The organism is Nonomuraea sp. K271, assembly GCF_009908215.1.
Classification (GTDB): Bacteria; Actinomycetota; Actinomycetes; order Streptosporangiales; family Streptosporangiaceae; genus Nonomuraea; species Nonomuraea longispora.
The window spans coordinates 17,607-41,456 of sequence record NZ_JAAAHR010000045.1; the positions used below are offsets into that span (position 1 = coordinate 17,607).

Annotated in this window: 25 protein-coding genes and 1 tRNA gene; 14 read left to right on the forward strand and 12 right to left on the reverse strand. The window is 69.9% G+C overall.

Translation table 11 applies throughout. The annotated features are described in order from the left end of the window. Positions 1–5 precede the first annotated feature (5 nt). Together GUY59_RS17750 and GUY59_RS17755 are read right to left on the reverse strand one after the other, a co-directional pair. Positions 6–833, reverse strand: coding sequence for an enoyl-CoA hydratase/isomerase family protein (locus GUY59_RS17750; protein WP_201761000.1), 828 nt, complete (start codon positions 831–833; stop codon positions 6–8). Next, positions 830–2,029 carry an acyl-CoA dehydrogenase family protein gene (locus GUY59_RS17755; protein ID WP_138203689.1) on the reverse strand — a complete coding sequence of 400 codons (1,200 nt, stop codon included), beginning with the start codon at positions 2,027–2,029 and terminating at the stop codon, positions 830–832. The genes GUY59_RS17750 and GUY59_RS17755 overlap by 4 nt, the downstream gene beginning before the upstream one ends. Positions 2,030–2,224: 195 nt before the next feature. On the opposite strand from GUY59_RS17755, the gene GUY59_RS17760 reads away from it, so the two are divergent. Genes GUY59_RS17760 through GUY59_RS17775 form a run of 4 tightly spaced genes read left to right on the forward strand, consistent with a single transcriptional unit; the run spans position 2,225 to position 6,416 of the window. After that, positions 2,225–3,364: an acyl-CoA dehydrogenase family protein gene (locus GUY59_RS17760; RefSeq protein ID WP_161714585.1), complete on the forward strand. Its 1,140-nt coding sequence runs from the start codon at positions 2,225–2,227 to the stop codon at positions 3,362–3,364. Continuing rightward, positions 3,361–4,341 (forward strand): tripartite tricarboxylate transporter substrate binding protein, encoded by a 981-nt coding sequence (locus tag GUY59_RS17765; RefSeq protein WP_138203685.1) that lies wholly within the window; start codon positions 3,361–3,363, stop codon positions 4,339–4,341. The genes GUY59_RS17760 and GUY59_RS17765 overlap by 4 nt, the downstream gene beginning before the upstream one ends. A gap of 14 nt (positions 4,342–4,355) precedes the next feature. After that, positions 4,356–4,856, forward strand: coding sequence for a tripartite tricarboxylate transporter TctB family protein (locus GUY59_RS17770; protein ID WP_161714586.1), 501 nt, complete (start codon positions 4,356–4,358; stop codon positions 4,854–4,856). A gap of 15 nt (positions 4,857–4,871) precedes the next feature. Next, the gene (locus tag GUY59_RS17775; RefSeq protein WP_201761001.1) at positions 4,872–6,416 is read left to right on the forward strand and encodes a tripartite tricarboxylate transporter permease; all 1,545 of its coding nucleotides are present in this window, start codon (positions 4,872–4,874) and stop codon (positions 6,414–6,416) included. Between the two features lie 218 nt (positions 6,417–6,634). Here the strand turns inward: GUY59_RS17775 and GUY59_RS17780 are convergent, their stop codons facing one another. Next, positions 6,635–7,375: an SDR family oxidoreductase gene (locus GUY59_RS17780; protein ID WP_138203681.1), complete on the reverse strand. Its 741-nt coding sequence runs from the start codon at positions 7,373–7,375 to the stop codon at positions 6,635–6,637. Between the two features lie 97 nt (positions 7,376–7,472). On the opposite strand from GUY59_RS17780, the gene GUY59_RS17785 reads away from it, so the two are divergent. Beyond that, positions 7,473–8,024 carry a TetR/AcrR family transcriptional regulator gene (locus tag GUY59_RS17785; protein WP_138203679.1) on the forward strand — a complete coding sequence of 184 codons (552 nt, stop codon included), beginning with the start codon at positions 7,473–7,475 and terminating at the stop codon, positions 8,022–8,024. A 210-nt stretch (positions 8,025–8,234) separates the two neighbouring features. Then, complete coding sequence (locus tag GUY59_RS17790) at positions 8,235–8,834, forward strand: O-methyltransferase (protein ID WP_201761002.1); 600 nt, start codon at positions 8,235–8,237, stop codon at positions 8,832–8,834. Here GUY59_RS17790 and GUY59_RS17795 read toward each other — a convergent pair. The 5 genes from GUY59_RS17795 to GUY59_RS17815 all read right to left on the reverse strand — a co-directional run bounded on the left by GUY59_RS17795 (position 8,818) and on the right by GUY59_RS17815 (position 13,320). Beyond that, a complete protein-coding gene (locus tag GUY59_RS17795; protein WP_138203675.1) occupies positions 8,818–9,471 on the reverse strand; it encodes a TetR/AcrR family transcriptional regulator in 654 nt (217 codons plus the stop codon). The two genes, GUY59_RS17790 and GUY59_RS17795, sit on opposite strands and share 17 nt — an antisense overlap. A gap of 259 nt (positions 9,472–9,730) precedes the next feature. Further along, complete coding sequence (locus tag GUY59_RS17800; RefSeq protein ID WP_138203673.1) at positions 9,731–10,117, reverse strand: ArsR/SmtB family transcription factor; 387 nt, start codon at positions 10,115–10,117, stop codon at positions 9,731–9,733. Between the two features lie 303 nt (positions 10,118–10,420). Further along, positions 10,421–11,821, reverse strand: a complete 1,401-nt coding sequence (locus GUY59_RS17805; protein WP_138203671.1) for an FAD-dependent oxidoreductase — start codon at positions 11,819–11,821, stop codon at positions 10,421–10,423. A 496-nt stretch (positions 11,822–12,317) separates the two neighbouring features. After that, positions 12,318–12,391 (reverse strand) — tRNA-Pro (locus GUY59_RS17810). A 65-nt stretch (positions 12,392–12,456) separates the two neighbouring features. Continuing rightward, entirely contained in the window at positions 12,457–13,320 is an 864-nt protein-coding gene (locus GUY59_RS17815; RefSeq protein WP_138203722.1) for a metallophosphoesterase, read from the reverse strand. Between the two features lie 89 nt (positions 13,321–13,409). Between GUY59_RS17815 and GUY59_RS17820 the strand changes: the two genes are divergently transcribed. Then, positions 13,410–13,868 carry a GatB/YqeY domain-containing protein gene (locus tag GUY59_RS17820; RefSeq protein WP_161714587.1) on the forward strand — a complete coding sequence of 153 codons (459 nt, stop codon included), beginning with the start codon at positions 13,410–13,412 and terminating at the stop codon, positions 13,866–13,868. A gap of 352 nt (positions 13,869–14,220) precedes the next feature. Here GUY59_RS17820 and GUY59_RS17825 read toward each other — a convergent pair whose 3' ends face one another. After that, positions 14,221–16,479 carry a transglycosylase domain-containing protein gene (locus GUY59_RS17825; RefSeq protein WP_138206879.1) on the reverse strand — a complete coding sequence of 753 codons (2,259 nt, stop codon included), beginning with the start codon at positions 16,477–16,479 and terminating at the stop codon, positions 14,221–14,223. 241 nt (positions 16,480–16,720) lie between these two features. Between GUY59_RS17825 and GUY59_RS17830 the strand changes: the two genes are divergently transcribed. Then, positions 16,721–17,017 carry a WhiB family transcriptional regulator gene (locus GUY59_RS17830; RefSeq protein ID WP_090771382.1) on the forward strand — a complete coding sequence of 99 codons (297 nt, stop codon included), beginning with the start codon at positions 16,721–16,723 and terminating at the stop codon, positions 17,015–17,017. Between the two features lie 55 nt (positions 17,018–17,072). On the opposite strand, the gene GUY59_RS17835 is transcribed toward GUY59_RS17830, so the two are convergent. Further along, positions 17,073–18,200, reverse strand: coding sequence for an ArsA family ATPase (locus GUY59_RS17835; RefSeq protein WP_132335558.1), 1,128 nt, complete (start codon positions 18,198–18,200; stop codon positions 17,073–17,075). After that, positions 18,197–19,198 carry an ArsA-related P-loop ATPase gene (locus GUY59_RS17840; RefSeq protein ID WP_246064242.1) on the reverse strand — a complete coding sequence of 334 codons (1,002 nt, stop codon included), beginning with the start codon at positions 19,196–19,198 and terminating at the stop codon, positions 18,197–18,199. Before GUY59_RS17840 ends, GUY59_RS17835 begins: the two co-directional genes overlap by 4 nt. A 119-nt stretch (positions 19,199–19,317) precedes the next feature. Here GUY59_RS17840 and GUY59_RS47510 point away from each other — a divergent pair, with 119 nt between their 5' ends. From GUY59_RS47510 to GUY59_RS17855, 4 genes are read left to right on the forward strand one after another with little or no spacing between them, the layout of a single operon-like run. Next, entirely contained in the window at positions 19,318–19,473 is a 156-nt protein-coding gene (locus GUY59_RS47510) for a hypothetical protein (protein WP_165959776.1), read from the forward strand. Then, on the forward strand, positions 19,470–19,928 hold the full coding sequence (locus GUY59_RS17845) for a RidA family protein (protein WP_138206877.1): 459 nt from the start codon (positions 19,470–19,472) through the stop codon (positions 19,926–19,928). The genes GUY59_RS47510 and GUY59_RS17845 overlap by 4 nt, the downstream gene beginning before the upstream one ends. Positions 19,929–19,982: 54 nt before the next feature. Then, on the forward strand, positions 19,983–20,780 hold the full coding sequence (locus GUY59_RS17850; protein WP_138206883.1) for an NUDIX hydrolase: 798 nt from the start codon (positions 19,983–19,985) through the stop codon (positions 20,778–20,780). Continuing rightward, positions 20,777–21,568 carry an MBL fold metallo-hydrolase gene (locus tag GUY59_RS17855; protein WP_138206875.1) on the forward strand — a complete coding sequence of 264 codons (792 nt, stop codon included), beginning with the start codon at positions 20,777–20,779 and terminating at the stop codon, positions 21,566–21,568. Before GUY59_RS17850 ends, GUY59_RS17855 begins: the two co-directional genes overlap by 4 nt. Here GUY59_RS17855 and GUY59_RS17860 read toward each other — a convergent pair. Beyond that, the gene (locus tag GUY59_RS17860; RefSeq protein WP_132335564.1) at positions 21,550–22,230 is read right to left on the reverse strand and encodes a Crp/Fnr family transcriptional regulator; all 681 of its coding nucleotides are present in this window, start codon (positions 22,228–22,230) and stop codon (positions 21,550–21,552) included. The genes GUY59_RS17855 and GUY59_RS17860 overlap by 19 nt on opposite strands. 221 nt (positions 22,231–22,451) lie before the next feature. Here GUY59_RS17860 and nth point away from each other — a divergent pair, with 221 nt between their 5' ends. After that, positions 22,452–23,174 carry an endonuclease III gene (gene nth, locus GUY59_RS17865; RefSeq protein ID WP_132335566.1) on the forward strand — a complete coding sequence of 241 codons (723 nt, stop codon included), beginning with the start codon at positions 22,452–22,454 and terminating at the stop codon, positions 23,172–23,174. A 42-nt stretch (positions 23,175–23,216) separates the two neighbouring features. After that, positions 23,217–23,849 (forward strand): NUDIX hydrolase, encoded by a 633-nt coding sequence (locus GUY59_RS17870; RefSeq protein ID WP_171055574.1) that lies wholly within the window; start codon positions 23,217–23,219, stop codon positions 23,847–23,849. Position 23,850: the final 1 nt, after the last annotated feature.

Here is a 23,850-nt window from a genome sequence, read left to right on the forward strand (position 1 = left end):
CGCTCCTACTCTCCGGTGAACACCGGTCTGCGCTTTTCCAGGAAGGCTTGGGCGGCCCGCCGCGCATCGCCGCTGCGGGCACACTCGACCATACGAGGCACCTCCCGCCGCAGGTATTCGGGCAGCGTGGCCGATCCGGCGTCCGCCAGGTTCTGCTTGGCGTAGCGCATCGCCTTCGGCGCCTGCGCGGCGAGCCTGCCGGCCAGCGAGCCGGTCCGTGCCGCCAGATCGGTCGTGGTCTCGGTCACGAGTCCCAGGTCGGCCGCTTCGGCGGCGGTGAGCTTGGCCGGGTCGAGCAGCAGCGCCCGCGCGCGGGCGCCGCCCACCGCGCGGGTCAGCAGCCAGGCGCTGCCCAGATCGCCGGACACTGCGGCGCTGACGAACGCCGTGTTGAACACCGCCTCCCGCGCCGCGAGCCGGAAGTCGGCGGCCAGCGCGAGGCAGAGCCCCGCACCGGCGCAGGCGCCGTTGACGGCGGCGATCGTCGGCGAAGGGAAGTGGACGAGGGTCTCCACAATGGCCGAGGCCCGGCTCAGGCGTTCGCGGTCGTCGGCCACCGAACGTCCGCGCAGCGTGCGCGTCTCCTGGTCCTGGGCGCTGTCCGACCCGACCCGCGCGAGGTCGGCGCCGACGCAGAAGTCGTCACCGGCGCCCGTGACGACGAGGACACGCAGGTCCGGTTCGGAGCCGGCCCGCTCGATGGCGGCGAGCAGATCCTGCACGAGGTGCCAGGAGATCGCGTTGCGGCGCTCCGGCCGGTTGAGGGTCACCGTGCCGACCCCGTCGCGCAGCTGGAAAAGCACGGTTCCCGAGCCGATCGCCGTCCCGCTCACCGGGGGAGGCCCAGCAGGTCGCGGGCGATGATCGTGCGCTGGATCTGCGCGGTGCCGCCGGCGATCCGCTGTCCGCGTACGTGCAGGTGGCGCCAGCGGAGATGGCCGAAATGCCCGCCGTCGGGGCTGAGCCGGCCGTCCGCGCCGAGGACGTCGGCGCCCAGGTCGGCGATCGCCAATCTGGTCCGCGACCACAGCAGCTTGGTGACCGAGGCCTCCGCGCCGAGGTCCTGGCCCCGAGCCATGCGGGTCATCGCGTCGTAGCCGCGGACGCGGAGCAGCTCCAGGTCGGCACGGCAGCGCGCGATCCGTGTCCGGATCTGAGGGTGTTCGATGGCCGGACGGCCGTCTTTCCTGGTGTGCCGGGCCGCGGCGATCACGTCGTCGAGCTCGTGGCTGAACTCCACGTACTGGCTGATCGGCGAGGCGTTCCGCTCGACCGAGAGCAGGTAGCGGGCCACGGCCCAGCCGTCGTCGATCCGGCCGACCACGTTGCCGTCGACGGGCACGCGTACCTCGTCGAAGAACTCCTCCCCGAACTCGTGCGAGCCGGACATCTGACGGATCGGGCGTACGTGCACCCCTGGCAGCGTCAGGTCGATCAGCAGGAAGGTGATGCCGCGACGTCGTTCCGCCTTCGGATCGGTGCGGACGAGGGCGAACATGGCATCGGCGTGGCGCGCCAGCGAGGTCCAGGTCTTCTGTCCGGACACCACCAGGACGTCGCCGTCACGCCGAGCGGTGGTCGAGAGGCCGGCGAGGTCGCTGCCGCTCTCCGGCTCGGAGAACCCCTGGCACCAGATCGCCTCGCCGGACAGGATCCGCGGCAGGATCGTCCGTTTCTGCACGTCGCTGCCGTAGCGCAGCAGTGTGGGGCCGAGCAGCGCCGTGCCGAGGTAGGTCAGGCCGAGGAAGGGACCGATCGGCGCCCGGGCCCGCGCCATCTCCTCGTCGTGCACCGCCCGGATCTCGTGGTCGGCTCCGCGCCCGCCGAACTCGACGGGCCAGTCGACGCCGGCGAAGCCGTGGTCGAACCGGTCCTTCTCCCAACGGCGCCGCAGCTCCAGGGACTCCTCGCTCCCGTCCCGGTCGATCCAGAAACTCGGTCGGCGCCACCTCGCCGGCACGGACTCCTCCAGCCATCGGCGGATCTCCCGCCGGAATCTCTCCGCCGCCGACGAGTATCGAAGATCCATGCCGTGCACCACTCCTTGTCCGATCCGGCCCCTGCGCGCACGCCCATCCTGAGCACCGTCGTCTCGGAGCGTCAAAGAGCAAAACCCATGACCGACTCATTGTGAAATGCAATGGGTCGGGTTGGTTTCACGTCTTTGACGTACTTCACACATGCACTGTGGACTGTGTGCCATTCGCGTAAGTGGACCGGTGACATGGACTTTGGGCTCAGTGAGGAGCAGGTGGCGATGGGTGGCGCCGTACGGCGCTGGCTCGATCGCCACCTGGGCCTGGCGCGCGTGGCGGAGTACGCCGACACGCCTTCGGCCGGGTTCGACGCCGGCCTGCGACGTGCGGCGGCCGACCTCAACTGGCTCGGGGTGACGGCCGCGCCGTCGGACGGGGGTCTCGGACTCGGGCTGCTCGACCTCGCCGTGGTCGCCGAGGCGCTGGGGGCCGGCCTCGCGCCGGCGGGCGTCGGAACGGCCATGGCCGCCGGCGACATCCTCGCCACCTCGATCGACCCGGAGCAGCGGCGCCGCTGGCTCGCGCCGATGGTCGCGGGCGAGCTCATCGGCGCGGCCGCCCTGCGCGCTCCGGGCGGCTCGTGGGACCGCGACGGCATCGCCGTCGCCGCCACCCGTGACGGACTGCTCAGCGGCGACGCCGGAATCGTCGGCCATGCGCAGGAAGCCGACATCTTGCTGGTCGCCGCCACGTCGGCGAGTGGCCCCGCGGTATTCGTCGTGGCGGCCGGACATCCCGGGGTGTCGATCCGCGCCGTCGAGCCCGTCGACCCGACCATGCGTGCGGCCCGGGTGACCCTGACCCAGGTGCCCGCCGAGCCGCTGAGCTGGGCCCACGACGGCGTCTTCGAGCGCATCGTCCAGCGGTTGACCGTGCTCGTGAGCGCGGACCTCGTCGGCGCCGCGGGCACGGCGATGCGGATCACTCTTGATCACCTTCGCGGGCGCCGGCAGTTCGGCCGGGCGATCGGCAGCTTTCAGGCGATCCAGCACGAGTTGGCCGAACTCCACGTCGCCTGGACGACGATCAGCGGTGCCTTGTGGTACACCGCCCACGCCCACGACACCGGGCGCGACGACGCCGTGCTGATGACCTCGGTGGTCAAGAGCCGCGCCGCCGACCTGGCCCGCCGGATGTCGGCCGCGATGGTGCAGTTCCATGGCGCGATCGGCTTCACCTGGGAGCACAGCGCGCACCTGTTCTTCAAACGGCTCCACCGAGACGCCTACGACTTCGGCGACGACGGCTGGCACGACTCGATCGTCGCCACGGCCGCCATCGGACCGGGAACCCATCCTGCCCTGTCCCTCCCAGGAGGTGCCCCATGAGTATTCTTCCGGCCGGCAGGCGCGGCCGTGCCGCGCTGCCCGCGCTCGTCGCGGCCGTCGTACTCGTCACCGCGGCATGCGGTGCGCCCGCGTCCCGGGACAGCTATCCGAAACGGGACATCCAGCTCATCGTGCCCTATCCAGCCGGAAGCGCCATCGACGCCACATCCCGTTCGCTGGTCGAGGTCGTGAACGACGAGGGCAAGCTCGGCCGGCGCGTCCAGGTGGTGAACAGGGAGGGCGGCGCCGGCTCGGTCGGCACCACGGCGACGCTCAGCGCCAAACCGGACGGGCACACGATCGGCCTCGTGCCGGACGGTCCGCTGACCTTGCTCCCGCGTACGGAGGAGGTCTCCTACGACCCGGCGGCGATTTCGGTGATCAGCGAGGTCACCACGTCGCCGGTGCTGTTCGTGGTGCCCGGCGACTCGCCGTACAAGAGCATCGGCGATCTGGTCGCAGCCGCCAAGGCCCGCCCCGGGGCCATCACGATCGCCGAGGGGCCCCTCAACTACGCCATCCCGGCCGGGAAGTTCGAGCAGTTGACGGGCACGCGGTTCAAGCACGTCAAGTTCGACGGCGACCAGGCGACCGTCACGGCCCTGCTCGGCGGCAACGTCGAGGTGGGCGTCATGCAACTGGCCGGCGGGACGGCGCAGTTGAAGGCCGGTAAGCTTCGCGCACTGGGGATCGCCTCCGCCGAGCCCATCGAACTCGCCCCCGAGATCCAAACCTTCACCCAGCAGGACGTCGCCCTGGAGTGGGAGGCCTACAACGTGTTGATCGCGCCGAAGGGACTGCCCGGCGACGTCCAGCGGAAACTGAGCGAGGTGTTCGGCTCGGCCGTCAAGAGTCAGAAGTTCGCCGAGGCGGCGCAGAAGCTGGGGTTGGTCGTCAGCGGGGCCGACGGTGAGTCGGCCAAGGCGCGGCTGGCCAAGAAGACCGCGGAGGCGGCGAACCTGATCGCGCCGAAATGAGGGGAACGGGTCTTGTGCGGGGGATCGCCGAGCCGGATGTGATCGCCGGCGGGTCGCTGCTGGTGCTGGGCCTGCTGTACGGCGCGCTGGCCCTCGATGAGGGTCTGGGAACGATGGCGGACAGTGGGGCCGGCTTCTTTCCCTTCGTCGTCGCGCTGGTGCTGGTCGCCGCCAGTGCCGTGGTCCTTCTGCAGAGCCGCCGACGGACGCCGGGCGGCCTCACCCCACCGGCGGACGACGAGAAAGCCGAGGCGGAAGGCGAGGGCGACGGTGAGGTGCGCTGGTGGCGGATCGCCGGCGTGCTGGCCGCCGCCCTGCTGGTGCCGGCGGTGGGCGACACCGTGGGCATGATCACGACGTTGGCGATCTCCTTGGTCCTGATGGCCAAGGTCATGGGGGTCTCCCGGTGGAGCAGCGCCGTGATCTTCGGTTTCTCCTTCGGCGCGGCCACCTGGTTGGTCTTCGTGCGCTGGCTGGCGGTCCCCCTGCCGGCCGGCATGCTCGGCCTGTTCTGAACGGAAGGACGCCCCGTGGGCGACGCGATCGACAACCTCGGCGCGGGCTTCGCCGCCTTCGCCGATCCGACCTACGTCATCCTCGCGCTGGTCGGCGTGGTGCTCGGCACGATGGTCGGCGTGCTGCCCGGCATCGGGCCGATCGGCGCGATGTCGGTCCTGCTCGGGATGACCACGCAGTTGGGCCCGACGGGATCGTTGATCCTCTTCGCCGGGATCTATTTCGGCTCCACGTACGGTGGGTCGACGACCTCGATCCTGCTCAACGTACCCGGTGAAGCGTCGTCGGTGGTCACAGCGCTCGACGGCCACGAGATGACAAAACGGGGCAGAGCAGGGCCCGCACTGACCATCGCGGCGCTCTCGTCGTTCCTGGCGGGCACCATCGCCATCTTCGGCCTCATGATGTCGGCGCCGTGGCTGAGCGGGATGGCGGTCAAGCTCGGTCCGCCCGAATACCTGGCACTGTGCGTCGCGGGACTCCTGCTGCTGGCGGCGCTCGCCGACGGCTCCGCCGCGAAAGCCATCGTCATGATCTGCGCCGGCCTGGCGATCGGCACGGTCGGGATCGACCCGGCCGGCGGTGACCTGAGGTTCACCATGGGATCCCCCACCCTGGCTGAGGGCTTCAGCTTCATCGCCCTGGTCATGGGGGCCTTCGGCGTGGCGGAAGCGCTCACGATGGTCGGCCGGCGCTGGCGCCCGAAGCCCGTCAAGGCCCCACGGCTCAGGGAACTCCTGCCCAGCAAGCAGGAGTCCCGCCAGGCGGCTCCCGCGGCGGTGCGTGGCTCGGTGATCGGCTTTCTGCTGGGGCTGGTGCCCGGTCCCGCCGCCGTGCTGTCGACGTTCGCCTCCTACGTCGTCGAGCGGAAGATCTCCAAAAATCCTGATAAGTTCGGCAAGGGTGCCGTCCAGGGGGTGTCCGGCCCTGAGGCGGCCAACAACGCGGCGGCCGGCGCGGCGTTCGTCCCGTTGCTGGCGCTCGGGATCCCGTTCGCGCCGACCATGGCGCTCGTACTCGCAGCCCTGCTGCTCAACGGCATCGTCCCCGGACCGACGTTCGTCGAGGACCAGCCCGACCTGTTCTGGACCGTCATCGCCGCGATGTACATCGCCAACCTGATGCTGCTGGTGCTCAACCTTCCGCTGGTGGGACTCTTCACCCGCCTGCTGTCCATCCCGCCGCAGACGTTGATGCCGCTCGTGATCGGCCTGTGCGTCGTGGGCGTGTACGCCGAGAACAACTCGATGTTCGACGTCGTGGTGATGCTGGTCGCGGGACTGCTCGGATTCATGCTGCGCCGGGCCGGGTTCAGCATGGCCCCCTTCGTGCTGGCAGTCGTCCTCCAGCCCACGCTCGAAGTCTCACTGCGCCAGACCCTGGCCTTCTCCGACGGAAACCCCGGGTACGTCCTCGGACGGCCCGTCACGATGGTCATCCTCGGTCTCGTCGTCCTGGCCGTGATCGTCTCGGCGCGGCGAGCACTCCTCGCGCGAAAAGCCACGCGTCAACGCCCTGGCCCGGTCCCGGACGAGCGCACCCCCACACCCGGCGCATGACCGCGCCGGGGGCAGCCGGTCGCCGCGGCCGGCTTGTTCGGCCTTTCCCGGCGAACGGGTGGAGGTGGATCGATCCAGCAAGCGACGATGTGAGTGGCGTAGCTATCGGCGGCGTCACCATCGCGCATGGCAGTGGAGACATACCACGCGCTGGCCTGTGGCGGAGTTGTTCGTCGTCGCCTCCGACGGTGCGAGCCCGGCCTGGACGGGCGATCGGTTCAGTTCTGGGTTGTCGGGCGGATGACGATCTCGCCGATCTCCACGTCAGGCGGCTGTTCGATGGCGAAGGCGACAGCGCGGGCGACGGCTTGCGGCGCGATGGCGTACTCGTCCATGTTGCGGCGGATCTCCTCGCGTACCTCCGGGTTGTCGATGGAGTCGGCGAGTTCCGTGCGCACGTAGCCCGGTGAGACCGCCGTCGTCCGCAGCACGCCGTCGGTCGACTCCTGCCGCAACCCTTCCAGGAGGGTCCGTACGGCGTTCTTGGTCGCGGCGTAGACCGCCATGGTGGGTGTGATCTTCAGCCCGGCGGTCGACACCGTGGTCACGAGGTGGCCCTGCCCCTGCTCGCGGAACACCGGCAGCGCGGCGGCGATGCCGTGCAGCACGCCGCGCAGGTTGACGTCGATCATCGCCGACCAGCCGGCCACGTCGAGGTCGGCCACGGGACCGATCTTGCTGATGCCGGCGTTGCCCACCAGCACGTCGAGCCGCCCGAACTCTGTCACGGCCAGGCTGACGAGTCGTTCGAGGTCCTCGCGGGCGGTGACGTCCACGGCGCGGGCGATGGCGTGCCCGCCGCGGTCGCGGATCTGGCGGGCGATCAGGCCGAGCCGGTCCGTCCGCCGCGCGCCGAGCACGACGGCGGCGCCCCGCTCGGCGAGCAGGCACGCGGTGGCCTCGCCGATCCCGCTGCTCGCCCCGGTGATGGCCACGACCTTGCCCTTGATGGCTGACATAAGGGTTCTCCTCCGCAATAAACTGGACACGTGTCCGTTAGCGCTCCCACCGTACCGGACACGTGTCCGCTTAGCTATCTCGTCATGCAGAGGACCGATGAACGCACCCCGCCGCCGAGCCGACGCCGCCGAGAACCGTGCGCGGATCCTCCAGGCCGCACGAGAGGTCGTCGCGAACGCGGAAGAGGTGAGGCTCAATGAGATCGCCAGACGGGCCGGCGTCGGGCAAGGCACCCTCTATCGCCACTTCCCGAGCCGGGAGGCCTTGCTCTCTGAGGTCTACCGCAAGGACGTGGACGACCTCGTGGCCGCCGCACCGGTCCTGCTCGCCCAGCACGCGCCGCTGGCCGCCCTGGCTCGCTGGCTGGACCGGGTGGCCGAGTACGCGAAGATCAAGCAAGGGGTGTTCGCGGCCGTCGAGGCGGGGCTGCGGCAGGACCTGTCCACGCACAGCCTGGGCCCGATCGGCGAGACGCTGTCCACGCTCCTCGACGCGGGCAAGGCCGAGGGCGCCATCCGCCCCGACATCGACCCCCGCGACGTCATCCTCCTCATCGGCTACCTGGCCCGCCTGGAGCCCGCGGAGTGGGACACCCGCGCCCACCGCCTCCTGCGCGTCATCGTTGACGGCCTGAGTCATCACACCTGAGCAGGTGGACCGGCCCGGCGCCGTCCAGTGAGAACCGGCCGGCCTGGGCAGCGGCCTAGCGCGGCGGTCGCCGTCCGGGACCGCCGCCGATTTCGTCGGGGACGCAGGTCGAGCGCATGTCTAGAATAGACGCAACGACTCGTCTACTCTAACGCCATGACACATACGTTCACCCTTACCGACCCCCGAGTCGAGGCTGCCCTTGGCCGGATGTTCGAGCAAGCCGAGCGGGACGAGGCCACCGCCGCCCGCATGATGCCCGACGGGTTCTCGGGGATGTCACCCCAGGACCACGCCGACGCCGCGGCGCAGATCTACATGCCGATCTCCGCCGCGGGAGGTGGGCTGCTCTACAACCTGGTCCGGGCCGTCCGCCCGGCCACGGTGGTCGAGTTCGGCATGTCCTTCGGCATCTCCACGCTGTACCTGGGCGCGGCCGTGCGGGACAACGGCGCCGGACGCGTCATCACCACTGAGCTGAGCAAGGAGAAGATCGCCGCGGCGCGCGGGACCTTCGCGCAGACCGGCCTCGAAGACGTGATCAGCGTGCTGGAGGGGGACGCCCGCGAAACCCTTCGCGACCTGGACGTCACACCGGACTTCCTGCTGCTGGACGGCTGGAAGGACCTGTGCCTGCCCGTGCTGCGGCTGCTCGAACCGAGCCTGCGGCCCGGCACGCTCGTGGTGGCCGACGACATCGACCTGAGCAGCCTGCGACCGTACCTGGCCTACGTACGCGATCCCGGGAACGGCTACCACAGTGTGGCTTTCCCCGTCGAAGACGGGATGGAGATCAGCTGCCGCCTGTGAGCTCTCCGACGCCGTGACGGGCGAGGAAGGCCTCGACGAGCCCGTCGGTGAACGCGTCGCCGACGGGTTCACCGGTCACCAGCACGCGGTAGTAGAGAGGGCCCACGAGCTGGTCCGCCTCGGCCGCCAGGTCGAGGTCGGCGGACAGGTGGCCTCTGCGCACGGCACTCTCCAGCGGCCGGCGGTCGCGGCGGCGTTGCACGTCGAGACACCTGGCCCGGAACTCCTGGGCGAACGCCGGATCGTGCTGCGCCTGCCCGATCAAGGCTTTGAACACGGCCCCGGAGTCGGCCTCAGTCAGGAACCACGCCAATCGGCGCAGATATTCACGCAGGTCGCGGCCCACATCGCCGGAATCGGTGGGTGTCAAACTCTCGGTGGCATCCTGGAGGAAGGCGTCCATCAGGACATCCGTCTTGGTCTTCCACCAACGGTAGATGGTCTGTTTGGCCACACCCGCCCTGGCGGCGATGGCCTCCATCGTGACCCCGGCGAAACCCCTCTCGACCAGCAGATCGTCGGCCGCCTCGAGAACCGCCAGCCGGGCCTCTTCGCTGCGTCCGTGCCGGTTGCCGTGGTGACGCCGCCCCGTTCCGCCGGTGCGGTCCGCCTCGGCGGCGTGTGGTGAAGATGCCATCCTGCCTCCCGTCGGTGAGGATATGCGACCCTCGAAACGGTCAGGACTCGCTTGCTACGTGCAGGCGCTGTGAGGCGTCCTTGGCCTGCCGGTTGCCCCGGCACGGTATCGACAAGGAAGTGGGCCGTCCCCGCGCCGCACCGCGCGCACGGTCACCGGGGCGCAGCACCGGCAGTTAGTGCGGCGTTCGTGGCCGGCCAGGTAGGTGACGACCCCGCGTGACGACCCCGGCCGACGTCGACGGGCCGAGGAGCGACCGTCATGCGGGCAGCAGTTCCAGCCCGGTGCGTCCCTCCGGAGGCTGGGAGACGGACCCGGTGAGGGGAGCGAACAGGGCGCCGAGCTTGTTCACCGCCTCGGGGATGATGCGGTAGTAGACCCAGGTGCCGCGCCGCTCGCCGTCGATCAGCCCTGCCTTGCGCAGCACCTTGAGGTGGTGGGAGATGGTGGGCGCGGTCAGGTCGAAGGTGCCGGTCAGGTCGCACACGCACGCCTCGCCGCCGGCGTGGGAGCCGATCATGGACAGCAGGCGCAGCCGCACCGGGTCGGCGACCGCCTTGAGCATGACGGCGAGCTCGGCGGCGGTGTCCTCGTCCAGCGGTTCGCGGGCGATCGGGGCGCAGCACTGGCCGGTGGGGACGGTCATGACAACCCCTCCTGATTCGAATGCTGTCGAAATTATAGGCGGTGGTAGGCCACCAGCGCGAACGCGGCGATCGCGCAGGTTGCGGCCACCGCGCCCATCATCCAGCCATAACCTGCTGCCTGAGCGAGGGCGACCGCGCCAAGTGGAGCCAGCGCCTTGTCGGCGACGGAGAAGACGGGCCGCCGGACCTGGAGCAGATGGCGGTCCAGTTGCTCGGTTTCCAGCCGGCCGTGGTCACAGATGAGGCGCAGCGCCTCCTTCTGGGCGGCGGGTGGGGTATCCGTCGGACATCTTCGGTTCCCTTCAGCCGCAGCAGCCGCCGCCGGGCTCGGCCGAAGCGCCGACCGTGGCGAGCGGGAGCGGGGCGGACAGCAGGCCGCCGCTGATGCCGGTGCCCAGGCCGACACGCCGCTCCTGGGCTTCTGCGAGGTTGGAGGAGCACACGCCGGTCTCCGGCAGGTCGAGCTGCACGTCCCGGGCTGCCTCCCAGTCCCCGGCCAGAGCGGCGACCACGGAGCGGACCTGCTCGTATCCGGTGGCCATGAGGAACGTGGGTGCCCGGCCGTAGCTCTTGACGCCGACCGCGTAGTAGCCGGGCTCCGGGTGCGCGAGCTCGTCCACGCCGTGGGCGGGGACGGTGCCGCAGGAGTGCTGGTTGGGGTCGATCAGCGGGGCCAGGGCGCGGGTGGATCCGAGCACCGGGTCGAGGTCGAGCCGGAGTTCGGTGGCGATGGCGTGGTCGGGGCGGTAGCCGGTCGCGCTGACGACGCGGTCCACGATGACGCTCTGCTCGTGTCCGGACGGGTCGCGGCCGACCACCTCGACGCCCTGTTCGGTGGCGTTGAGGCGGTGGGTGAAGAAGCCGGTCAGCAGGGTGATGCGGCCGAGTTCGACGTGGGCGCGGAGCCGCGTGCCCAGCGCTCCGCGGGCCGGGAGCGCGTCGGCGTCCCCGCCGCCGTAGGTGCGGCTCGCGCTGCCACCGCGGATCGCCCAGGTGATCGGCGTGTCCGGCAGTTCCGCCAGGGCCAGCAGGGTGGTGGCGGCCGAGTGCCCTGCCCCGACCACCAGCGTGTGCTTGCCCGCGTAGTGGTCACGGTCCGCGCCGAGCACGTCGGGCAGGGCGTGGTCGACGAACACCGCGCCCTCGCCATGCGCGGGCAGGCCGTTCGCCCCGAGCACGTTCGGACTGGTGTAGGTCCCGGACGCGTCGACGATCGCCCGCGCCTGCAGCTCTTCGCCGCTCTCCAGGCGGATCAGGAACGGCACCTCGTCGCGGCCTGCCGTGCGCACGCGGTCGTAGCCGAGGCGGCTGATCGCGGTGACCTTCGCACCGAGGCGTACCTTGTCGCCGAACAGCTTGGCCAGCGGGGCGAGGTAGTCATCGATGAGCTCGGCGCCGGTGGGCAGCCACTCGCCGTCCGGAGCGGTCCAGCCGTCGGCCTCCAGCAGGCGGCGGGCGGCGGCGTCGATGTTGTACTTCCACGGGCTGAACACGCGGACGTGTCCCCACTGCGCGACCGACGCGGCGACGTGGTCGCCGGCCTCCAGGAGCAGGAAGTCGATGCCGCGCTCGGCCAGATGAGCGCCGGCGGCCAGGCCGACCGGACCGGCGCCGATCACGACGAGCGGCAGCGCGCCGGTCTGTGCGGCGCCGGCGAACTGCTCGATCTCGATGGCGGTGGTGCCACAGCAACTGTCACTCATGCTGCTCTCCATGGGGTGGGACGGGTTGGCGGTGCGACAGGCCGAAGGTACGGGCGCGCTCGACGGCGGCACCGGCGCGGCAGGCGGTGTCGCATACCTGAGCGGACCTCTCGTCGAAGGTGACGTCCGAGATGGGCGAGGCGGTCCGGCGCAGACGGGCGAAGAGAGCACGCATCGCGTACCTTCTGAATAGACGTCTATCTAAGCAGTGTCCATCATGCGTACTACTTAGAGATTTGTCAAATTAGCCGCGCATCGAAGCATCTGGTCAGAGGCCGAGCTGGGTGGGGGCGTCCCGCACGTGCGCGGCCAACGGGCCGACGACGTAGGCGGCATCCCTGCTGACGCCGCGCACACCATGAACACAATCTTCGGTGACAAGCCGACGGGTTGAGTCCGAGTGAGATGGCTTCCCGATTGGCTCCCATCGACTTCCAGATACGGAAAAGGGCCCGACCCGCTTAGCGGATCAAGCCCTCTACCTGGTCAAACTGGGTCGGGGTGGCGGGATTTGAACCCACGACCTCTTCGTCCCGAACGAAGCGCGCTGCCAAGCTGCGCTACACCCCGGTCGCACGCCGTCGTGCACGTGCTTGGAAAAGTCTAGCGGACTCCCAAGGTGGTTGTGACCGCCTTTATCGTCGGGGCACCAGCGTCAGGAGGCTGGCCTCCGGGAAACAGGCGAACCGGGCCGGTGCGTACGGCGAGGTGCCGAGGCCGGCGGACACGTGCAGCCAGGCGGAATCGTGGCGACTCAGCCCTTTCACCCTGGCCCGGTCGATGCCGCAGTTGGTGACCAGGGCGCCGTAGAACGGGATGCAGAGCTGGCCTCCGTGGGTGTGGCCGGCCAGCAGGAGTTGGTAGCCGTCGTCGGCGAAGCGGGTCATGTTGTTCGGCTCGGGGGAGTGCATGACGCCCAGCCGCAGGTCGGCGTCGGCAGGTGCGGGGCCGGCCACGAGGTCGTAGCGGTCGCGGGAGATGTGGGAGTCGTGGATGCCCGCCACGGCCACGTCGAGGTCGCCCACCTTGACTCGGGCCGTGGTGTTGTTCATGTCGAGCCAGCCCTCGGACGTCATGCCGGCGCCCAGCTCTTCCCACGGCAGGTTGGGGACGCTCTGGCGGCGTTCGTTCCTGGACGTGCGCCACAGGTAGCGGGCCGGGTTTTTCGGCTGGGGGGCGTAGAGGTCGTTGGAGCCGTAGACGAACAGGCCCGGGCGGGACAGCAGGGGCTCGAGGGCGTGCAGGAGGGCCGGCACGGCTTCCGGGTGCGCGATCGAGTCGCCGGTGTTGACGACCAGGTCGGGCTCCAGGGCGCCCAGCGAGCGCACCCACTTGATGAGCATCGAACGCCGAGGCGTCAGGTGCAGATCGGACAGGTGGAGGATGCGCACGGGACGCTGGCCGCGCTCCAGCACGGGTACGTCGAAACGGCGCAGGCGGAACGAGTTGCGCTCCACCACGGAGGCGTAACCCAGTCCGGCCAGGCCGAGACCGAGCATGGACAGTGGCACTGCGACGGCTTTCCTCACCCATTCATGATGCCTGACATCCGGCGCGGGGCGTTCGCGCAGGCGGCAAGATGGTGCGCATGAGCGCATTGAAAGACAAGCTGAAGGCCGATCTGACGGCTTCGCTGAAGGGCCGGAACGAGGTACGTCTCCGGACGATTCGGATGGCCCTGGCGGCGGTGAACGTCGAGGAGGTCTCCGGCAAGGAGTCCAGGGAGCTGACCGACGACGAGATCGTCAAGGTGTTGACCAAGGAGGCCAAGAAGCGGCGGGAGGCGGCGGAGGCGTTCCGTAACGCCGGGCGGTCCGAGCAGGCGCAGGCGGAGCTCGACGAGCAGGCGGTGCTGGAGGAGTATCTGCCTGCTCAGCTGTCGGACGACGAGCTGGCGGCGCTGGTCGACGCCGCGATCGCCGAGACCGGCGCGTCGGGGCCGCAGGCGATGGGGCAGGTCATGAAGGCCGTCAACCCGAAGGTCGCCGGGCGGGCCGAGGGCGGGCGGGTCGCGGCCGCGGTGCGGGCGAAGCTGGCGGGCAGGTAGTCCTGTAGGTCTGGCAGGTCAGGAGTGGGGGTTCCTGAGGTCCGCATTCCGGTGCTCAGGGCCGATTTCGGTGCTGGGCGGGATTCGGCCGTTAGAACCCGGCCTACGGCGCCTTCAGCAGCCTTGAGCCGCCCTCTGTGGCCGTTTGGCGCGGTTGTCGGGGCCGGGGCCTCCTCCTCGGCTGGGCGGAGGCCTCAGCCCGGCGCAGCGACGACCTGAGAGCCGCGCCCGCCCAGCCTCGCGCACCGGCCGCAAGCCCGCCCAGCCCCGCGCACCGGCCGCAAGCCCGCACAAGCCCGCACAAGCTCGCGCACTCGCCGCAAGCCTGTGTGTCCGTACGAGCCTGGTCCGGTCAGCCGCGGCCGTTGCCGCGCAACCCGCCGGCTCGCCCGTCGTCGCCGCGCCCTTCCCAGGCGGGTCTGTCGCCGCCGCCCGGCCAGTCGTCGCCGCCTCGGTCGAAGAGGTCGTCGAACGGTCCTCTGTCGCCTCGCCGGTCGTCGCGCTTCTTCTTGGGCTTGGGCGCGCAGTTGTCGGTGCACCCGACAAATCGGGATTTGTCGACCGCCGAGAAGTTCCGCGGCTCGACCCCCTTCAGGGCCGAAAGCATGGAGTCCTTCCAGATTCGCCCGGAGATGGACGACCCGTACACGTACGAATAGTACGTACCCCCGATGGTGATGCCGATCAGTTTGTGCGCCGAGGTGCCGCGCGGGTCGCCGAGGCTGACCGCGGAGGCCAGGTTGGGCGTGTAACCGGCGAACCACGCCGACATGTAGTTGTCGGTCGTGCCGGTCTTGCCGGCCGCGTCCCTGCCGATGCCGCCCACGCCACTCATCGTGCCCTTGGTGAAGACGCCTTCGAGGATGCCGTTGACCGCGTCGGCGACGTCCTCGTCGAGGGCCTGGTTGCACTTCGGTTTGTACTGCTTCGCCACGCCGCTGCGGTCTTTGATCTCGGTGATGGCCAGTGGCTTGCAGTATTTCCCGCGCGCCGCGAACACCGCGTACGAGTTGGCGATCGTCACCGGGTCGACCTCGTTGACCCCCAGGGTGAACGTCTCGACCTCGGACAGTTTCCCGCCGTCGGCCCGCTTGACCCCGAGGCGTTTGGCCATTTTGACGACCTTGCAGAGGCCCACCTTCTGCGAGAGCTTGACGAAGAAGGTGTTGACCGACCCCCACGTGCCGGTCTGCAGGGTCTTGAAGCCACCGCCGCCCTCGCTGGAGTTGCGCACGGTGTGGCTCGGGTCGCCGACGTTCTTGCCGTCGCAGTTCTTGAACGAGCTGTAGCCGCTGGCCTTGTAGCCGGAGGGCGAGGGGAAGCCGTCGCCGTACTTCATGCCCTCTTCCAGGGCGGCGGCCAGCGTGTAGACCTTGGCCGTCGAGCCCTGCTGGAAGCCGCGCCCGCCACCGTGTGCCGCGTCGGCCACGATGTTGTAGCTCATCTCGTTCTTCTTCTTGCTCCCGCCGAACGTGCGGGAGGCGGCCATGGCCTTGATCTCGCCGGTGCCGGGCACGACCATGGCCTGCGAGGCCACCGGCTTGTCCTTGGAGCTGACGTACTTCTTGATGGCCTTCTCGGCGGCGGCCTGCATCTTGGCATCGAGCGTGGTCTTGATCTGCATGCCGCCGCGCTGGAGCAGCTTGCGGCGCTCGTCCTGGTCCTTGCCGAAGTCCTCGTTGTTGAGGATCTCGTACTGGACGTAGAGGCAGAAGTACGGATATTTGCTGGACTCGCAGCCGCCGGACATCTTGACGTCCTTGTAGCCCAGCTTCTCCTTCTTGGCCTCGGCCGCCTCCTTCGGCGTGATCTTGCCGATCGCGGCCATCCGGTCGAGCACCACGTTGCGCCGTTCGAGCAGCCGCTTGCGGGAATCGGAGCCGACGTTGGGGTCGGTGCGCGCCGGATTCTGCACGGCGCCGGCCAGCGTGGCGGCCTCGGCGAGGTCGAGTTCGGACGCGGGCTTGTCGAAGAAGCGCTTGGCCGCGGCCTGGACGCCGTGGGCGCCCGCGCCGAAGTAGGCGATGTTCAGGTATTTCTCGAGGATCTGGTCCTTGGTGTACTTCTTCTCGATCGCCATGGCGTAGCGCAGCTCGGTCAGCTTGCGCGAGAGGGTGGGCGCGATCGCCGCCTGGTATTCCTCCGGCGTCTCCGCCTTGTTGACGAGCACCTGCTTGACGTACTGCTGGGTGATGGAGGAGCCACCCTGGGTCACGCCGCCGCTGGTGAAATTCTTCAGCAGCGCTCTCGTCGTTCCTTCCACATCGATCGGTCCGTGCTGGTAGAAACGGAAGTCCTCGATCGAGATGAGCGCCGTACGCATGATCGGCGCGACCTTGTCGAGGGGTACGGACTGGCGGTTTTCGAAGTAGAACTGGGCGATCTTCTTGCCGTTGGCATCGAGCAGCTCGGTGCGCTCGGGCAGAGGAGGCTCATCGAGGTTCTCGGGCTTGAGGTTGAGCCCTTCGACAGCGCTCTTCGTGGACATCCCGGCTCCGCCGACCGCCGGCAGGGCCACGGCGGCCGCGAGCACCCCGGCCGCTGATCCGGCGATGATCAGTCGCAGGACGTTGAGAACGGGGTTGGAGCGATCTTTGCCGCGAGCTTGCACGCTACCTAGCGTACGTCGAAACGGTGACCGAACCGGTATCGCGACACCATTTCGCCTTGACTGATGGGGGTGACTAGTCATTCCCGGTCAAGACTGCCCTGAGAAATTGGTCCTCTGGGGTCTGTCGGCCCGAACGTCTCGTTGCGTACGTTCTCCCTGCGGCAACTGAATACGGAGGCTCGGCGCCCGCGCCCGTCGGCCCCAAATGACGACTGACCACCTAAGGGGAGTGGGGTCGAAAATGTGGATCACGGATTGGACCTCCCGTGCCGCCTGTAAGGGTGCGGATCCGGATGCCCTGTTCGTGCAGGGCGCCGCGCAGAACAGGGCGAAGCTCATCTGCCGGGGTTGCCCGGTCCGCACGGAGTGCCTCGCCGATGCGCTGGACAACCGCATCGAGTTCGGGGTGTGGGGCGGCATGACAGAACGGGAACGGCGTGCACTGCTTCGACGGCGTCCTGACGTCGACTCGTGGCGCGACTTGCTCGAGTCGGCCAAGGAAGAGTACGAACGAACCAACGAGCTGATCGCGGGCTGAGCAGGCCCACGAGCGAGTACGGCCGGCGCCGTCCGCCGGCCGTACTTTCTCTTTGTCAGGCGGTCGCCAGCAGGTCACCGATCTGCCGCAGACCTGTGAGATCGTGAACATCCTCGGACATGGCGCGGACCTGCACCACGGGCACCGTGGGGTGGGCCGAGGAGAAGTGCTCCTGCTCGCGGCTTTCGCGGGCGGTGAGCTGCATCCGCCCGGCGTGCAGCCGCAGCACGGCGGCGGTCAGCTCGTGCTCGCCCCTCGACTCCAGATCCTCCGCGGCCGCCGCGCTGCGGGCGGCCGAGAGCGCTGGGGCGGGCGACACGTGCACGCGGTTGACGACGAGGCCGGCCAGGGGCATGCGCTCCTCGGCCAGGCGCTCGACGAAGTAGGACGCCTCGCGCATCGCGTCACGCTCGGGGGCGGCCACCACGAGGAAGGCCGTGCCTGGGGCCTGCAGCAGCTGGTACGTCATCTCGGCCCGCTGCCTGAACCCGCCGAACACGGCGTCGAGCGCGGACACGAACGTCTGCAGATCCTTGATCACCTGGGCGCCGAGCAGCTTGGTCATCGCGCCCGCCATCAACCCGAACCCGGCGTTGAGCAGGCGGAACGCGCTGCGCCCTCCGGCCTTGGCCGGGGCCGTCAGCAGCCTGATGAACCTGCCGTCGAGAAAGCGCCCCAGCCGCTCGGGAGCGTCGAGGAAGTCGAGGGCGTTCCGCGAGGGCGGCGTGTCGACGATGATCAGGTCCCACTCGTCGGAGCGGCGGAGCTGGCCCAGCTTCTCCATGGCCATGTATTCCTGGGTGCCGGAGAAGCTGGACGAAAGAGACTGGTAGAAGGGGTTCGACAGGATCTGCCTGGCCCGCTCGGGGTCGGCGTGCGCCTCGATGATCTCGTCGAAGGTGCGCTTCATGTCGAGCATCATGGCGTACAACTGCCCGCCGCCCTCGGGGGAGCTGACCAGGCGCGGCGTGTTGTCGAGCTCGGTCAGGCCCATCGACTGGGCGAGGCGCCTCGCGGGGTCGACGGTCAGCACGACCACGCACCTGCCGCGCTCGGCGGCTCGCAGCCCGAGCGCCGCCGCGGTCGTGGTCTTGCCCACGCCTCCGGCGCCGCAGCAGACGATGATGCGGGTGCCCTGGTCGTCGAGGATCGCGTCGACGTCGAGGGTGGCGGGCTTCTTCACGCTGCTCCCTGGGTGCGCATGGTCTCCGCGAGCTCGTACAGGCCTGCCAGGTCGACGCCGTCGGCCAGCAGCGGCAGCTCGTAGCTCTTCAGGCCCGCCCCGGCCAGCGTCTCGCGCTCGGCTCTCTCCAGCTCGGTACGGTGGGCGTGCTCGACGACCTCCTCGGCGAGCGCCTCGGCCATCGCCGTGGCCTCGGCGCCGTCGGCCACGCCCGCGGCCTTGAGCCCGAGCACGAGCTCCCCGGCGTCGAAACGGCCCTTGACAGCCGTGTCAAGAGCGGCCTGGGGCAGCAGCGACTCGCGGACCATGTTGACGAAGATGCCGCCGGCGGGAAGGCCGGCGGCGCGCAGCTCGGCGATGCCGTCGAGAGTCTCCTGGACCGGCATCTCCTCCAGCAGCGTGACGAAGTGCACGGCGGTCTCGGGTGACTTCACCACGTTGTTGACCAGCTCGGAGTGGTTCTTGATGGGCCCGACCTTGGCCAGGCCCGCCACCTCGTGGGTGACGTTGAGGAAGCGTGCGATGCGGCCGGTCGGCGGGGCGTCCAGGACGACGGCGTCGTAGATGCGGCGGCCGTTCCTGCCCCGCCGGCGTACGGCCTCGGTGGTCTTGCCCGTGACGAGCACGTCGCGGAAACCCGGCGCCACGGTGGTGGCGAAGTCGACGATGCCCATCTTGGTCAGCGCCCGGCCCGCGCTGCGCATGCCGTAGAACATCTCCATGTATTCGAGCATGGCCGCTTCGGGGTCGATGGCGAGGGCGAACACGTCGCCGCCCGAGGGCGCCACCGCGATCTTGCGCTCTTCGTACGGCAGCGGCGGCAGATCGAAGATCTGCGCGATGCCCTGGCGGCCCTCCACCTCCACGAGCAGCACCTTTCGGCCGCCGGAGGCGAGTGCGAGGGCGAGCGAGGCGGCCACGGTCGTTTTGCCGGTGCCGCCCTTGCCGGTGACCACGTGCAGCCGCACGCCGGCCCAGTCCGTGTCCGGAGAGTCCACGATTCGAGGCTACCGAACGGTCACTTGTCGAAAGCCGACGACCACACTTTGAGATTGCTCACACTGGCGCCGCGCCGGTGGAAGCTGATGACGATGGTTCCTGTGAGACGCTGACAGCCATGAAGAAATGGGAATATCTCACGGCCCCGGTGTTGATCCACAACACCAAGATGATCCTCGACAACTTCGGCGCCGACGGCTGGGAGCTGGTCCAGATCCTTCAGGGGGCCACGCCCGAGCAGCTCGTCGCCTACTTCAAGCGGGAGAAGCAGTGACCCCTGAACAGAAGCTCGAAGAGCTGGGCCTGACGCTGCCGCCGCCCGTCGCCCCCGTGGCCTCCTACGTGGCGACCGTTCGGACCGGCGACCTGGTCTACACCTCGGGTCAGGTGCCGATGGTGGAGGGCAAGCTGCACCAGACCGGCAAGCTCGGCGTCGACCTCGGCGTCGAGGAGGGGCAGGCGCAGGCCCGCGTCTGCGCGCTCAACGCCGTCGCGGCGCTCAAGGCCGAGCTGGGCGAGCTGTCCAGGGTGCGGCGGATCGTCAAGGCCGTGGTGTTCGTGGCCAGCGCGCCCGACTTCACCGCGCAGCCGCAGGTGGCCAACGGCGCGAGCGACCTGCTCGCCGAGGTCTTCGGGGAGCAGGGCAAGCACGCCCGCAGCGCGGTGGGCGTGGCGGCGCTGCCGCTGGACGCTCCCGTGGAGGTGGAGCTGATCGCCGAAGTGGCCTGAAACCGGATATGTCACCATGACCGAGTGATGTTCTAAGGAGGTCAGGTGACCGGAATTCCGCTTCCAGCCGAGCTCGCCGCGCGGGCGCGGGACGTCCTCGCCGGACGGGTCGAGCCGGTGCCCGCGCGGGACGCCGCCACCGTGGTGTTGCTGCGTGAGGGCCCGGAGGTCTATCTGCTCCGGCGCAAGTCCACGATGGCCTTCGCGGCGGGCGCGTACGTCTTCCCCGGCGGCTCCGTGGACGAGCGCGACGCCGACCAGACGGTCGCCTGGGCCGGGCCCTCGCCGGCGGAGTGGGGCGCGGTGTTCAACGCGAGCGAGCGGTTGGCGCGGGCGCTGGTGTGCGCGGCCGTACGCGAGACGTTCGAGGAGTCGGGCGTGCTGCTGGCGGGGCCGGGGCCCGGCTCCGTGGTCGCCGACACGACCGGCGACGACTGGGAGGCCGATCGGCTCGCCCTGATCGACAAGAGCCTGGCCTTCGCCGACTTCCTCGCCAGGCGCGGCCTGGTGCTCCGCTCCGACCTGCTCAAACCGTGGGCGCACTGGATCACGCCGGAGATCGAGCACAAACGCTTCGACACACGCTTCTTCGCCGCCCTGCTCCCCGAGGGCCAGCGCACCCGTGACGTGGGCGGGGAGGCCGACCAGGTCGTGTGGCAGCGCCCGGCCGAGGCGGTCGAGCGGGCACGCAGGGGGGAGATCTTCCTCATGCCGCCCACGCACCGTACGCTCACCGAGCTGTCGGCCTGCGGCAGCGTGGGCGACGTCCTGGCGACGTCCAGGGAGATCGTGCGCATCATGCCCGAGGCGGTCGAGATCGAGGGCGAGATGCGCCTGGTGGTGGCTCCGTGAGCGGCCTGCACATCCCGATCGGCACACCCGACGGATCCCGTACGGACCATGCGGAGAACCTGCTCGCCCCCAACCCCTCCGCCATGACGCTCGACGGCACCAACACGTGGGTGATCGGCGTGGGCGATGAGGTGGTGGTCGTCGACCCGGGGCCCGAGGACGAGTCACACCTTCAGCGCGTACGCCACCATCTCGGCGAGCGCCGCGTCACCGAGATCCTGCTCACCCACGGCCATTTCGACCACAGCGGCGGAGCCAGGCGCTTCGCCCGGATGGTGAACGCGCCCGTGCGCGCCCTCGACCCGCGCCACCGGCTGGGCGACGAGGGCCTCGCCGACGGCGACGTGGTGACCGTGGCGGGGCTGGAGATCCATGTGTACGGCACGCCCGGCCACTCGTTCGACTCGCTGTGTTTCTGGCTGCCGGCCGACAGGGCGATGCTGACCGGCGACACGGTGCTCGGCAGGGGCACCACGATCGTCGCCCGCGACGGCGGACTGGCCGACTATCTCCGCAGCCTCGACCGGCTGCGGGCGGCTGCGGAGAGCCTGGAGGCGCGGGCGCTGCTGCCCGGCCACGGGCCGGTGCTGCCCGATCCGATCGGCGCGCTCGACGGCTATATCGCGCACCGGCGCGAGCGCCTCGACCAGATCAGGGCTGCGCGCGAGCAGGGCGCGCGCACGGCACGCCAGATCGTCAAGATCGTGTACGCGGACGTCGACCGGTCGCTCTGGCCGGTGGCGGAGATGTCGGTGCTGGCCCAGCTGGACTATCTCGACCGGTTGTAGAGCCGGTCGAGGTCGAGGATGACCACGGCCTTGGCCTCGATGCGCAGCCAGCCGCGCTGCGCGAAGTCGGCCAGCGCCTTGTTGACCGTCTCGCGGGAGGCGCCGACGAGCTGGGCCAGCTCTTCCTGGGTCAGGTCGTGGTGCACCCTGACGCCGTCGTCGGTCTTGATGCCGAACCGCTCGGCCAGATCGAGCAGCTGCTTGGCGACCCGTCCCGGCACGTCGGTGAACACCAGGTCGGCCAGCACGTCGTTGGTGCGGCGCAGCCGCTGGGCGAGCGCGCGCAGCAGGTGCAGGGCGACCTCGGGCCGGCCGGTGAGCCAGGGCCGAAGGTCGTCGTGGCCGAGCCCGGCCAGGCGGACCTCGGTCAGCGCGGTCGCCGTGGCGGTGCGCGGCCTCGGGTCGAACAGCGACAGCTCACCGAACATCTCGCTCGGACCCAGCACGCTGAGCAGGTTCTCCCGGCCGTCCGGGGACGTGCGGGACAGTTTGATCTTGCCGTCCAGCACGACGTAGAGCCGGTCGCCCGTCTCGTTCTCGTGGAAGAGCGTCTGCCCTTTGGGCAACTGGACCTCGGTGATGCTGGTGCGCAGCGCCGCGGCGCTCTCGCGGTCCAGCGCGGCGAACAGGGGGGCCTTGCCCAGCACATCTTCGGTGTTCACACTGCCTCCTCTGCTGCCATTGTGACGCACCCCACTTCGGGCGGCACACACAGGTTATGGGAATGCCGGGGTGTTCCGGGCTTGCCCGCGCTGATCGGGTTTGCCGGAATCCGGGAGGAAAGTTACCCGACGCGCCAGTGGGGGTTCGACAGCAGGCCGTCAACTGGGCGCGTGCCGCGGTCGCGGGTCCAACCGTTCCCCGGAGCTTCTACTCTTGCGACATGGCCACGAACGCGGCGGGGCGCAAGCCGGAGACCCAGCTCGCACGAGTGCGGCGGGCGCGCAAGATGAACCGCATCCTCGCGGAGACCTATCCCGACGCCCATTGCGAGCTCGACTTCACCAACCCGCTGGAGCTGCTGGTCGCGACCATCCTGTCCGCGCAGTGCACGGACAAGCGGGTCAACATGGTGACCCCCGTCCTGTTCGCGAAGTATCCGACTGTGGAGGACTACGCCGCCGCCGACCGTTCCGAGATGGAAGAGATCATCCGCTCGACCGGCTTCTTCCGCGCCAAGACCAACAGCATCATCGGCATGGCCCAGGCGATCTGCGAGCGCCACGGCGGCGAGGTGCCCGGCCGGCTGGAAGACCTCGTCAAGCTTCCCGGCGTGGGCCGCAAGACGGCCAACGTGGTGCTGGGCAACGCGTTCGGCGTGCCGGGGCTCACCGTCGACACCCACTTCCAGCGACTGGTGCGCCGCTTCGGCTGGACCGACGAGACCGACCCGGTCAAGATCGAGCGCATCGTGGGCGAGCTGCTGCCCAAGCGCGAATGGACGATCTTCTCGCACCGGGTGATCTGGCACGGCCGCCGCATCTGCCACGCCCGGCGCCCCGCGTGCGGAGTCTGCCCGCTGGCCGCGCTCTGCCCCTCGTACGGCACCGGCCCGACGGCCGCCGCCGAGGCGGCGAAACTGGTCAGGAACGGCCCCTTCTCCTGACCCTGGGGAAGTGATCGAGGCCCCGGCGTGTTGGAGGACCGTGTGACACAAGTGCCCGACTGGCTCGACACACTGGCGGCGCGGGCTCAGCGGACCCGGGTGCCCAGCAGCCTGCGGCCACCCGTGAAAGGCGGGCGGCAGGCGGCGGTGCTCATGTTGTTCGGCGAAGGCCCGCTCGGGCCCGACGTGCTGCTCATCCAGCGCAGCGACAACGGGCGCAGGCACCCGGGCCAGCCCGCGTTCCCCGGCGGCGGCGTCGACCCCGAGGACGCCGGGCCGGTCGAGGCGGCGCTGCGCGAGGCCGAGGAGGAGACCGGCGTCGACCCCGCCGGCATCCACGTGCTGGGCACGATGCCCGAGCTCTACCTGAGCTTCAGCGACAACCGGGTCACGCCCGTGATCGCCTGGTGGCACCGGCCGTCCGCGGTGCACGCCGCCTCACCCGACGAGGTCGCGTCCGTCGAGCGGGTGCCGATCGCCGAACTGGTCGACCCCGGCAACCGCGTCACGCTGCGCCACCCGCGTGGCCTGGTCGGGCCGGCGTTCCGGGTGCGGGGGATGCTCGTGTGGGGGTTCACCGCGATGGTGCTCGACTCCGTGCTGCGCGAGGCGGGGCTCGACCGGCCGTGGGACACCGCGCGGGTGGAGGACCTGCCGGTGGCGGCGCGCGACTAGC